The following is a 10,948-nucleotide window of genomic DNA, read 5'->3' as shown; positions in this document are numbered from 1 at the left end:
GCCCAGGCGTGGATATGTGTTTTCCCTATTGGTGTGGCGGCCCCCCCCGCCCCCGGCTTAACTGGGGGGGGGGGGGCGGCCGAGGATGTCACCAGGTGACCGGGAGCGCGTGGACGCCGTAGATGTTCATGTCGGTCTTGAGTTTCACCTCGTCGGCGGGGATCGCGAGCTTCAGGCTCGGGAAACGCCGCAGCAGTCCGGCGAAACCCGCGCGCATTTCGATGCGGGCCAGTTGCTGGCCGAGGCACTGGTGGACGCCGTGGCCGAAGGACAGGTGACCGCGGGCCTTGCGATGGAGGTCGAGAGTGTCGGGGTTTTCAAAGCGCCGGGGGTCGCGGTTGGCGGCCAGCAACGAGACGACGACGGTCGATCCCTCGGGGATGGTTTCCCCGCCGAGTTCGAGGTCTTCGGTGGCGTAGCGGTAGAAGATGTCCGCAATGGACAGATAGCGCAGGAGTTCCTCGACGGCGTCGGGCATCAGGTCCGGGTCGGCGCGCAGTTCTGCTTGCTGCTCGGGGTGTTCCAGCAGCGCGAAGGTGCCCAGCGCCAGCATGTTGGCGGTGGTTTCGTGGCCGGCGAGCAGCAGCAGGAAGGCCATGCCGGTCAGTTCCTCGACGCTGAGGTCCTCGTCGCGGGCCAGATCGGAGAGGATGTCGTCGACCGGGTCGGCACGCTTGCTCGTGACCAGCTCGGCGAGGTAGGTGTTCAGCGCGACGAGCGCGGTCATCTTCTCTTCGAGGGTCTGGTCCTTGACCAGGAACTGGGCGGAGTTGGCCTGGAAGGTCTCCCGGTCGGCGTAGGGGACACCGAGCAGCTCGCAGATCACCAGCGACGGCACCGGCAGCGCGAACTCCTTGACCAGGTCGATCGGCGGAGTGAGATTCGCGACGTGGTCCAGCTGCCGTTCGGCGATCTCGACGATCTGTGCTTCGAGCTGCTTCATGCGCCGGACGGTGAAGGCGCCGGTGAGCTTGCGCCGCAGCCGCGTGTGGTCCGGCGGGTCCATGGCGACGAACACGCCCGGCATCGTCGGCGACGGTTCGGTCGGAGCGGGCATACCGGGCGTCTCGAACGGCACGCGGACGACGCCGATGTCCTGACGGGAGCTGAACCGCGTGTCGGCCATCAGCCGGCGGACCTCGTCGTAGCCGGTGACGAGCCAGCCCTCGTGGCCGTCCGGGAAGATCAGCGGGCTGACCGGGCGGGCCTCGCGCAGCCGGGTGATCTCGCGGGGCGGGTCGAACGGGCCCGCGTCGCGCTCCATCGGGAGACCGTGCGGGATGTCGACTGTCTGGCTCATCGGATTTCCTTTCGTGGCGGTGTTGTGACCACAGTCGCCGAGCGGACTGACACCTGCCTGACACGCCCCTGACACCGGTCGAGCCGGGCCAGCGGCCGGAGCCCCGGACGTCGCCCATGGCAAAATCGGCCGGGTGCAGATCGGGATACTGGGGCCATTCGAAGTACGCGCGGACGACGGCGGTGCGGCCGACGTGCCGGGCGCCCGGCTGCGCGGGCTGCTGGCCGCCCTCGCGCTCGACCCGGGCAGGGTGGTCCCGAAGGCGACGCTCGTCGACTGGATCTGGGGCGAACAGCCGCCCGCCGACGCGGCGAATGCCTTGCAGCGCTTGGTTTCCCGGCTAAGGAAAGCGCTACCGGACGGGGTCGTCGACGGGCAGCCGGACGGCTACCGGCTGCGGGTGGAGCCCGACGCCGTCGATGCCGTGCGGTTCGAACGGCTCATCGGCAGGGCCCGCAAGGACGAGGACCCCCGGCTGCTGCGCGAGGCCCTCGCCCTGTGGCGTGGTGCGGCCATGCAGGACGTCGGCCTGCAGGAGAGCGCGGCGTTCGACGCCGCGGTCACCCGGCTCGAAGGGCTGCGCCTGGCGGCCATGGAGGACCGGTTCGACGCGGAGATCGAGCTCGGCCGTGGTGCCGATCTGGTCACGGAACTGACCGATCTGGTGGCCGCGCATCCGGTGCGGGAACGGCTGGTCGCCGCGCTGATGCGGGCTCTCGTCGCGACGGGTCGCGACACCGATGCGCTGCGTGTTTACGAGCGACTGAGGGAAACCCTGGCCGACGAGCTGGGTGTCGACCCCGCACCGGAACTGTCCGCACTGCACGTCGCGCTGCTGCGGGGCGAGCTGGGGCGGCGGGAGGAGACTCCGAAGACCAACCTGCGTGCCGAGCTGACCAGCTTTGTCGGCAAGGACACCGACGTCGCCGCGGTCCGCGAACTCCTCGCCGGGCATCGGCTCGTCACCCTGATCGGGCCGGGCGGCTCGGGGAAGACCCGGCTGGCCACCGAAACCGCGCGCACGCTGCTCAGGGACCTGCCGGACGGCGCCTGGCTGGTCGAGCTCGCGCCCATCAGCGCCGAGGGAGACGTCGCATCGGCGGTACTGGCCGCGCTCAGGCTGCGGGACGCACTGCTCGGCGAGGCGCCGGACACGGAGCCGGTGGAGCGGGTCGCCGCCGCGGTGCGCGACCGGGACATGGTGCTGATCCTGGACAACTGCGAGCACGTGATCGAGTCCGCCGCGACGTTCGCCCATCGGGTGCTCGGGGAATGCCGCCGGCTGCGGATCCTCGCGACGAGCCGGGAGCCCCTCGGCATCACCGGTGAGGCATTGTGGCAGGTCGCGCCTCTGGCCCTGCCGGCGGAAGACGCCGATCCCGCCGAGATCGAGTCCGCTCCGGCCGTCCGGTTGCTGCGAGACCGGGCCGGTGCGGTACGCAAGGACGTCGCCACCGACGTCCGCATGCTGGCGCGTGTCTGCCGGGCACTGGACGGGATGCCGCTGGCGATCGAACTCGCCGCGGCCCGGCTGCGCACCATGTCCCTCGATCAGCTCGCCCACCGGCTCGACGACCGGTTCCGGCTGCTGACCGGGGGCAGCCGGACCGCGCTGCCGCGGCACCGGACGTTGCGCGCGGTGATCGACTGGAGCTGGGAGCTGCTCACCGACGCCGAACGCGTGATCCTGCGCAGGCTGTCGGTGTTCTCCGGCGGGGCGAGCCTGGAGACGGCCGAGCGGGTCTGCGGGAAGAATGCCGACGTGCTCGAACTGCTGACCACGCTGACCGAGAAATCGCTGGTGGTCACCGAAGGCGAGGAAGCGCCGCGCTACCGGATGCTCGGCACGATCAAGGAGTACGCCGAGCAGCGGCTGGCGGAGGCGGGGGAAGCGGACGCGACGCGCCATGCGCATCTCGCGTACTTCACCGAACTCGCCGAAACCGCGGAGCCGCGGCTTCGCCGTGCCGATCAGCTGGAATGGCTCGCCGTGCTCGAGGCCGAGCACGACAACATCGCCGCCGCGATGCGGGGTGCGCTCGCCGCCGGGGAGGCGGACGGGGCGATGCGGCTCGCCGCCGCCGCGGGCTGGTACTGGTGGCTCGGCGGGCACAAGGCCGAGGGCAACGAGCTGATCATGGCGGCCGTCGCGTTGCCCGGCGAGGTGGCCGACGAGATCCGGGCCGTGGTGTACGCCTTCGTCTCCATGTTCGTGGTTTCCGGGCGGAGCGACCAGAACGAGGCGGCGGAGTGGATCCACAAGGTCTACGAAATCAGCAGGCGGATTCCGGGCGGGTATCACCCGGCGCTGGGAGTTGTGCCCGCGCTGGAACGCATGGTGCGGGCGCCGGAGGACTTCCTGTCCGCGTGGGAACCCGTGCTGGACGACGAGGACCCGTGGGTGCGTGCCCTCGCCCGGCTGCACCTCGGCAAGACGCGGATCACGCTCGGCCACGAGGGACCTGAGGCGGAGGCGTACCTCGAAACGGCGTTGGCCGAGTTCCGCGCGCTCGGTGATCGGTGGGGGATTTCGTTCGCACTGAGCGAACTGGCGCCCCGGGTCGCGATGCGGGGCGATTTCGCCGGTGCGTGCGAGTACTACGAACACGCGATCACGGTCGTCACCGAGGTCGGCGCCATCGAGGACGTCGTGCCGCTGCGCTCGCGGCAGGCGCAGTTGTCCTGGTTACTGGGGGATCTGGAAGCGAGCGCGGCCGCCATGGCGGCCGCGCAGCGGTACGCGGAACGGGTCGCCTGGCCGGAGGCACTGGTCGAGCTGGCACTGGCGAAGGCCGAGCTCGCGCGGTGCGGCGGCGACGCCGAGCAGGCGAGGCGGCAACTCGACGTCGCGACGGCTTTACTGGGCGACAACGCCGAGCGGGCGCAGGTCCGCGCTGTGACCCAGGACCTGCTCGGCTACCTCGCCGAGGATCTCGGCAAGGCCAGGGAGCATCGGGTCGCGGCCTTCCAGGCGGCCGCGGAAGGCGGGCACGCACCGCTGATCGCCGGTGTCCTCGTCGGGATCGCGGACCTGGCACTGCGTCGCGAAGAGTACGAACAGGCGGCGCGGCTGCTCGCGGCGAGCACCGCGGTGCGGGGGCTGCCGGATCGTTCCCAGCCGGACGCGGCCCGGATCGAGCGGGCCGCGCGGGAACGCCTCGGGGACACGCGGTTCGCCGAGGTGACGCAGGAGGGTGCGAAAGCGGACTGGCACAAGCTGGCCGAGGCCGTGCTCGCTCGCTGAACCAGGGAGAACGCCGTGTCAGAGCCCGTGTCAGGGCAGGGACAGGGCGGTGTCAGGGCGGCTGGGCAAAGTCGCTGCCATGACAAGTTCAGCGATTACGACCTCGGGGCTCAAGAAGGCCTACAAGGACAAAGTCGTACTCGACGGCATCGATCTGGATGTGCGTGCGGGGACGATCTTCTCGTTGCTCGGCCCGAACGGAGCGGGCAAGACCACGACCGTGAACGTGCTGACCACGTTGCTCAAAATGGACAGTGGGACGGCGCGCGTCGCCGGCTACGACGTCGCGACCGAGACCAGGAAGGTCCGTTCGGCCATCGGCGTCACCGGTCAGTTCGCCTCGGTGGACGAGCTGCTGACCGGCCGCGAAAACCTGCGGTTGATGACGGATCTGCACCGCCTCAAGGGAAGTGAGGGCCAGAACGTCGTCGAGCACCTGCTGCGGCGGTTCGATCTGGAGGAGTCGGCCGACAAGCGCGCGTCGACGTATTCCGGTGGGATGCGCCGCAAGCTCGACCTGGCGATGACACTGGTCGGCAGGCCGCGGATCATCTTCCTCGACGAGCCGACCACCGGTCTGGACCCGCGCAGCCGCCGTACGATGTGGACGATCGTCCGTGAGCTGGCGGCCGACGGCATCACCATCTTCCTCACCACCCAGTACCTCGAAGAAGCCGACCAGCTCGCCGATCAGATCGCCGTGCTGGACCAGGGCAAGCTGGTCGCCGCGGGCACCCCGGGGCAGCTGAAGCGCCAGATCCCCGGCGGCCACGTGCAGCTGCGGTTCGCGAGCACCACGCACCTGGACGCCGCGGCCCGGGTGCTGACCGGCTCCACGCCCGACGCGGAGAGCCTCGTCCTGCGGGTGCCCAGCGACGGCGGCAACAAGTCGCTGCGCTCCCTGCTGGACCGGCTCGACGAGTACGCCATCGAGGTCGAGGAGTTCACCGTGCGGATGCCGGACCTCGACGACGTTTTCCTTTCCCTCACCGGTCATTCGAGCACCGAGACCCAGACGGAGGCCCTCCGATGAGCAGCGCTTCGGCGATCATGCTTCGCCGCAACTTCAAGCACACCCTGCGCAACCCGGTCGCGGTGTTCAACGCGATCCTGATGCCGATCATCATGATGCTGATGTTCGTGTACGTCCTCGGCGACGCGTTCAACGTCGGTGGCGGCGACTACATCGACTACGCCACGCCTGGCATGCTCATGATGGCCATCGCCTACGGCCTGTCCGCCACCGCGGTCGCGGTCAACTCCGACATGACCACCGGCATCATCAACCGCTTCAAGGTGATGGACGTCTCCCGCGGCGCCGTCCTGACCGGGCACGTGGTCGCCACCATGGTGCGCACCACGTTCGCGCTGGCCGCCATCCTCGGGGTGGCCTTCCTGTTCGGTTTCAGCCCGTCCGCGTCCTTCGCGCAGTGGCTCGCCGCCGTCGGCGTGCTCCTGCTGGTGGTCCTCGCGGTCAGCTGGCTCACCGTCGCCTCCGGCCTGGCAGCGAAGACGCAGGAGTCCGCGGGTTTCGCCACCGTGCCGCTGATCATGCTGCCGTTCTTCAGCAGCGCGATCGTCCCCGCCGACAAGATGGGCCCCGGCATCCGGGAATTCGCGAAGTACCAGCCCTTCACTTCGATCATCGAATCCCTGCGCGGGTTCTTCACCGGCGTCCCGAACATCGGCCAGACCCTGGCCGCGATCGCCTGGTCGCTCGGCATCGCCGTCGCCGGCTACCTCTGGGCCCGCTCGAAGTTCGGCAAGCGCGCCTGACCCGTACTGTGGGCGGTGGGAAAACGCTTGCCCGCCAACCGGTTCCCGGCACCCGGGGCGAGCACGGAGACACCGCCCGAGGCGGTCGAAAGGAGTGAAGGCGCATGCGTGCGGTAAGGATCACGGACGGCCGGTTCGCCCTCGACGAGGTGGCCGAGCCGGTCGCCGCGGGGGACCGGGTGGTCGTCCGGATCCACGCGGCCGGGCTGAACGCGGCGGATCTGCAGCAGGCGCGGGGCACCTACCCGGCCCCGGCAGGCTGGCCCGCGGACATTCCCGGGCTGGAGATCGCCGGGGTGATCGAGGAGACCGGCCCGGAGGTCTCCGGCTGGGGCCAGGGGGACCGGGTGATGGCGGTGGTGGGCGGTGGCGGGCACGCCGAGCGGCTCGCGGTTCCCGCGGGTCTGCTGCTGCCCGTCCCGGACACGGTCGACGACGTCCACGCGGCCGGGTTCCCCGAGGCGTTCAGCACCGCATGGGACGGGCTGGTCGACCAGGCCGGGGTGCGGCTCGGCGAGCGGGTGCTGGTCACCGGTGCCGCGGGCGGGGTCGGCACCGCGATGGTGCAGGTCGCCGCGCTTGCCGGGGCCGAGGTCGTCGCGAGCGTGCGTCGCGCGGAGCTGCACGACGGGGTTCGCGAGCTGGCGCCGGGGGTGACGGTCGTGACTCCGGACCAGGAGGAGGAGAACGGCCCGTACGACATCGTCGCCGAACTGGTCGGCGGCCCGGACTGTCTGCGGCGCGTGGAGTGGCTCAAGCCGTACGGCCGGATCCTCGTCATCGGTGTCGGCGCGGGGGAGGAGGCGTCGTTGCGGTTGTTCGACCTGATGCGGCGTCGCGGCCGGGTGCTCGGCTCGACCATCCGTGCCAGGAGCACGAACGAGAAGACCACGCTCGCGAACCGGGTGCGCGAAGGGCTTTTCGGTGCCCTCACGGCGAAACGGCTCACGATCCCGATCGACGGCGTCTACCCGTTGGAGCGGGCGCTCGACGCCTACGACCGGCTGGGTTCGCCGGGCAAGCTCGGCAAGGTCGTCCTGCGGATGGTGTGACGCGTTCACGGTTGCTTCGGCGTGTTCGGCGGTGTCGCGCGAAAGTCCACAGTGGACGTTTTGCTAGGCGATGATGCCCTGCACCGCGTCCGGGCAGAAGGTCATCCCGACCTCGAGTGCGGTCGTCACCAGGAAGTTCGCCTTGCTGTTGCGGATCTTCGCGGCGATCTTGGCGCTCAGCCCGGTGTGGAGTGCGTCGCAGAGCTTGCCCGAGATGGCGCTCAGGACGGCGGATCGCTGAGGGTTCGGCGGGAGACGCGGCACGGACATCGCGTTGATGGCCCGCTGGTTGGTCGTCGTGTAGTGCACGAAGACCTGGTTCGTCCAGTCCAGCGCTTGCGGTATGGCGCCGGGGCAGGTCTGTGCCAGCACCCCGAGCAGCTGGTTCAGCGCGGGCAGGGTGGCCAGGCCAGCGCCGGGTATCCGGGCGAGCAGGAAGTCGGTGGAGCCCGCGACGTCCACCCGGCACCAGGCGGTGGTGAACGTCTGCAGATCGCTCGCGGTGACGGGCCAGCGCGGGTTCACCGCACGGAGCTGGGCGACCAGGGCGGCCGGTGAAGGGGCCCATTGCCGCAGTTGTGTGAGCATCATGTCGTACTGCGGGCGCGGGATGACCGTGATGTCGGCGTCCCTGCCCTGCTGGGCATCGGCGATCAGGGCGGACACCCAGGCGTCCTGTGCGGTGGGCACCGGTGGCCGTGGTGGTACGGGATCGGGCGAGGGGATGCAACCGGCGGCGAGCAGCACGGTCAGCACCGCGCTCACGATGACGTTCCTGCGCATCGATCACCAGCTCCTCGGGAGACGGGCCGCATGCCGCGCGGTCCGCCCCTAGGTCGAAGGTTCGCGATGGCTCGTTACCTCCCGCTATCGAATCGTGATTCCGTTAATCCGTTTCGACCGCGAGATTCGTTGTGTAGCAACGGCAAATGACGTCGTGTGGATTCCACATCGGACAGTCGCGAACGAGGACGAGCTATGCGCCGGTGAGGTTGCCGATGATCAGGGCGAGCGTGAAGTCGAACCGGTCGTGTCCGGTACCGGAGGTCAGTTCGGCCGCGTGCCGTCGCGTGTGCGGGAAGTGGTCGGCGGGCAGCGCGGTGAACCGGTCGATCAGCTCGTCGCGGCTGAGGACCCAGCTGTCGTCGTGGTGTTGTCGCCGTTGCTGGAGGAGTGAGCGCTCCAAGGCGTAGGCACTGACGTAGAGGGTGAGCGCGTCGAGCGCCCATGCCGCCGTCTGCGGTTCGACACCTCCGGCGAGGAGGATCGCCAGGATTCCTTCGCCGACCCGCAGTGTTTCGAGATGGGTGGGGACCATCGCCAGCGCGGCGCGGGGGATGCCCGGGTATTTCAGGTACAGGTCGCGCAGCTGGGCGTAGACGTCGAGGAGCTGCTGCCGCCACGAATCGGGATCGGGTTCGGGTAGTTCGATCTCGGCGCAGAGCCGGGCGACGAGCAGTTCGTCGAGATCCTCCTTGTTGACGATGTGCGCGTACAACGAGGACGGCCCGGTGTCGAGCACGGCGGCGACCCGGCGGATCGTCAGCGCGTCGTAACCCTCGGTGGCGATGACCCGCAGCGCGGCGTCGGTGATCCGGTCGGCCGTGATGGGCGCCTTCCGCGGGGCTTGCGGTGTGGAACCCGCGGCGGGCTGGGCGTGGCGGGCCGCGCGCCGGGCGCGGCGCTGTCCGGGGTCGGCGGGCATGACGGTCACTCTAGCTCGACACGAACTTAGTTCGCCAGCTCATCTCGCCGAACCGATCACACCCTCGGTGTGCCGGGGGCGTGATCGGCTCGGCGGTCGCGTGTTCGAGACGGGATCAGTCCTTGCTCAGCAACAGGAACACGCTGGGGCCGAAGAAGGTCCTGGCGAGCATCTGCTGGCTGGCGACCTCGGCCGCCACATGAACCCGGTGCGACAGCACCTTTTTCAGGGCACTACTGCGCAGGTTGGACACCGAGAGCACGCGTTCGGTCCGCAGGCCCGCCCTGGTCAGCTGCTCGATGACCGTGTGTGGATTGTGGTTGACGAAGGCGATCTCGTCGGCGTGCCGGTTCTCCGGTGACCGGATGTCCACGGGCAGATGCGGGATCCGTCGCCCCTTCAGCAGATAACGCACCCGGTTGCGGGCGTGCGCCAGGTTGGCCACTTCGATCACGGCGGTGCCGCCGGGCCGCAGCACCCTGGCGATTTCGGCGAACTCGGTGCTGGGCTCGGGAAGGTGGTGCATCACCCGGATCATCGTGAGCAGGTCGAGTGAATCGTCGTCGAACGCCAGCGCGTCGGCCTGCGTCTGACGGTGCTCGATGCGGGGATGGTCTGCCAGGAAGCTCGCGGCGATGTCGAGTTGCCTGCTGCTGGGCTCGGCCAGGGTCACGCGGTCGGCGAACTCCTGCAACAGCACGCACAACCTGCCGTAGCCACCGCCGACGTCGGCGGCGTGCGCGAAACGCCTGCCGTGCAACAGCCGGCGGATCGCGGCCTGTTCGGCCGCGTTCTCGTAGTCACGGCCATCCCAGTAACGCAGATAGTCGTGCGCCGGAGCGTCGTAGAAATCGGCTCGCTTGCTCACGTTTTTCCCCCTTTTTCTCGATTTCTCTTCTCGTGGTGAGACCGTTATTTGGCGGAATGGACCGGGCCGACATAGGTCCCGGGGTGGGTCGCGCCGTCCTGCTTGGCGAGGCCCACGCTGTCGACCCAGGCCAGGGTCTGGGTGTTGGTGCTGTTGGGCGGGGTCACGGTCATGGTGGTGGCGTGCCAGCCGGAATCGGTGCTCCCTGAACCGCCGCCGGTGATGGGGGCCGCGGTGGAGTAGGTGAGGTCGGCGGTGGCGTGCTCGCCGTGGCCGAGCAGCACCGGGGTGACATCCGCGTTGGTGCGGGCCAGGTCCCAGGTGGAGCCGTCCGCGCCGTCGAGCCGGACGCCGGGGAAGCCCCGCACGACGCAGGGTGCGCTGCCCTGGTTGGTCAGCAGGAGCTGGAACCGCATCTGCGTGGTGGTGCCGGGGACCAGGTCCGGCGTCTTGTCCGTCACCTTCAGGTTCGCGCAGTTGGGGTGACTTCCGCCGCTGCCGTCGGCGGCCGGGGTGCTCTTCGCGGCCGAGCCCTGGCCGGTCCCGGCGTTCGGCGCCGCGCCGACGCCACCGCCGTTGCCGCTCTGTGGAGCCGGAGCCGGAGCGGAGTTGCCCGGCTGTCCGGTCGAGCACGCCCCCAGCGCACCCACCGCCGCCACCGTGGCGACAGTCATCGTGCCGCGCCGGAGCGCCTTCGTGGTGATCCCCATTTCAGTCCCCTTGATGAGTGCTCGGGTATTCGCGGTGTCGTTGGCGAACTCGCCAGCAAAGATGTCCGAGGAGGCCATGAGGTGCTGTCGCTGTGATCTGGATCACCTCAGGGCAACGTCGTATTGTTGTTCGCCGGTCGTGGTTGATTTTTCGCACGGTGACGGCTCGTCCGCGCAGCGACTGCCCTTTCGGGTAGATCGGCCGAGCGTGGAAAGGCAGCCCGCGATCGGCGCCGGCCGAACGGTCGAGGCGGCCCCGGACGATCGAGCAAACAGTTCTGGCCGAAAGGGCC

At 69.5% G+C, this 10,948-nt stretch carries 9 protein-coding genes; 4 read left to right on the top strand and 5 right to left on the bottom strand.

Annotated elements, in window-relative coordinates:
- Positions 1–88: 88 nt before the first annotated feature.
- Positions 89–1,300: a cytochrome P450 gene (locus ACFWY9_RS35575; protein WP_378340931.1), complete on the bottom strand. Its 1,212-nt coding sequence runs from the start codon at positions 1,298–1,300 to the stop codon at positions 89–91.
- A 133-nt stretch (positions 1,301–1,433) separates the two neighbouring features.
- Between ACFWY9_RS35575 and ACFWY9_RS35570 the strand changes: the two genes are divergently transcribed.
- The 4 genes from ACFWY9_RS35570 to ACFWY9_RS35555 all read left to right on the top strand — a co-directional run bounded on the left by ACFWY9_RS35570 (position 1,434) and on the right by ACFWY9_RS35555 (position 7,372).
- On the top strand, positions 1,434–4,544 hold the full coding sequence (locus ACFWY9_RS35570; RefSeq protein ID WP_378340930.1) for a BTAD domain-containing putative transcriptional regulator: 3,111 nt from the start codon (positions 1,434–1,436) through the stop codon (positions 4,542–4,544).
- 79 nt (positions 4,545–4,623) lie between these two features.
- Positions 4,624–5,577, top strand: coding sequence for an ATP-binding cassette domain-containing protein (locus tag ACFWY9_RS35565; RefSeq protein WP_378326858.1), 954 nt, complete (start codon positions 4,624–4,626; stop codon positions 5,575–5,577).
- The gene (locus ACFWY9_RS35560; protein WP_378340929.1) at positions 5,574–6,320 is read left to right on the top strand and encodes an ABC transporter permease; all 747 of its coding nucleotides are present in this window, start codon (positions 5,574–5,576) and stop codon (positions 6,318–6,320) included. The genes ACFWY9_RS35565 and ACFWY9_RS35560 overlap by 4 nt, the downstream gene beginning before the upstream one ends.
- Before the next feature lie 104 nt (positions 6,321–6,424).
- Positions 6,425–7,372, top strand: coding sequence for an alcohol dehydrogenase catalytic domain-containing protein (locus tag ACFWY9_RS35555; protein ID WP_378340928.1), 948 nt, complete (start codon positions 6,425–6,427; stop codon positions 7,370–7,372).
- A 63-nt stretch (positions 7,373–7,435) separates the two neighbouring features.
- On the opposite strand, the gene ACFWY9_RS35550 is transcribed toward ACFWY9_RS35555, so the two are convergent.
- From ACFWY9_RS35550 to ACFWY9_RS35535, 4 genes are all read right to left on the bottom strand, one after another.
- Positions 7,436–8,155, bottom strand: coding sequence for a hypothetical protein (locus ACFWY9_RS35550; RefSeq protein WP_378326855.1), 720 nt, complete (start codon positions 8,153–8,155; stop codon positions 7,436–7,438).
- Positions 8,156–8,348: 193 nt separating this feature from the next.
- Positions 8,349–9,077, bottom strand: coding sequence for a TetR/AcrR family transcriptional regulator (locus tag ACFWY9_RS35545; protein WP_378340927.1), 729 nt, complete (start codon positions 9,075–9,077; stop codon positions 8,349–8,351).
- Positions 9,078–9,192: 115 nt separating this feature from the next.
- Positions 9,193–9,945 carry a class I SAM-dependent methyltransferase gene (locus tag ACFWY9_RS35540; RefSeq protein ID WP_378340926.1) on the bottom strand — a complete coding sequence of 251 codons (753 nt, stop codon included), beginning with the start codon at positions 9,943–9,945 and terminating at the stop codon, positions 9,193–9,195.
- Positions 9,946–9,989: 44 nt separating this feature from the next.
- Entirely contained in the window at positions 9,990–10,655 is a 666-nt protein-coding gene (locus ACFWY9_RS35535) for a DUF4232 domain-containing protein (protein ID WP_378340925.1), read from the bottom strand.
- Between the last annotated feature and the right edge of the window lie 293 nt (positions 10,656–10,948).

Source organism: Amycolatopsis sp. NPDC059027 (assembly GCF_042739735.1).
Classification (GTDB): domain Bacteria; phylum Actinomycetota; class Actinomycetes; order Mycobacteriales; family Pseudonocardiaceae; genus Amycolatopsis.
Note: the sequence above shows the minus strand (reverse complement) of the source record. Positions and strands in the feature narration are given on the sequence as shown.

Excerpts from the sequence above, each read along its gene's own strand:
- ACFWY9_RS35575 (WP_378340931.1), bottom strand. The coding sequence starts at position 1,300 with ATGAGCCAGACAGTCGACATCCCGCACGGTCTCCCGATGGAGCGCGAC.
- ACFWY9_RS35565 (WP_378326858.1), top strand. The coding sequence starts at position 4,624 with ATGACAAGTTCAGCGATTACGACCTCGGGGCTCAAGAAGGCCTACAAG.
- ACFWY9_RS35560 (WP_378340929.1), top strand. The coding sequence starts at position 5,574 with ATGAGCAGCGCTTCGGCGATCATGCTTCGCCGCAACTTCAAGCACACC.
- ACFWY9_RS35555 (WP_378340928.1), top strand. The coding sequence starts at position 6,425 with ATGCGTGCGGTAAGGATCACGGACGGCCGGTTCGCCCTCGACGAGGTG.
- ACFWY9_RS35550 (WP_378326855.1), bottom strand. The coding sequence starts at position 8,155 with ATGCGCAGGAACGTCATCGTGAGCGCGGTGCTGACCGTGCTGCTCGCC.
- ACFWY9_RS35545 (WP_378340927.1), bottom strand. The coding sequence starts at position 9,077 with ATGCCCGCCGACCCCGGACAGCGCCGCGCCCGGCGCGCGGCCCGCCAC.
- ACFWY9_RS35535 (WP_378340925.1), bottom strand. The coding sequence starts at position 10,655 with ATGGGGATCACCACGAAGGCGCTCCGGCGCGGCACGATGACTGTCGCC.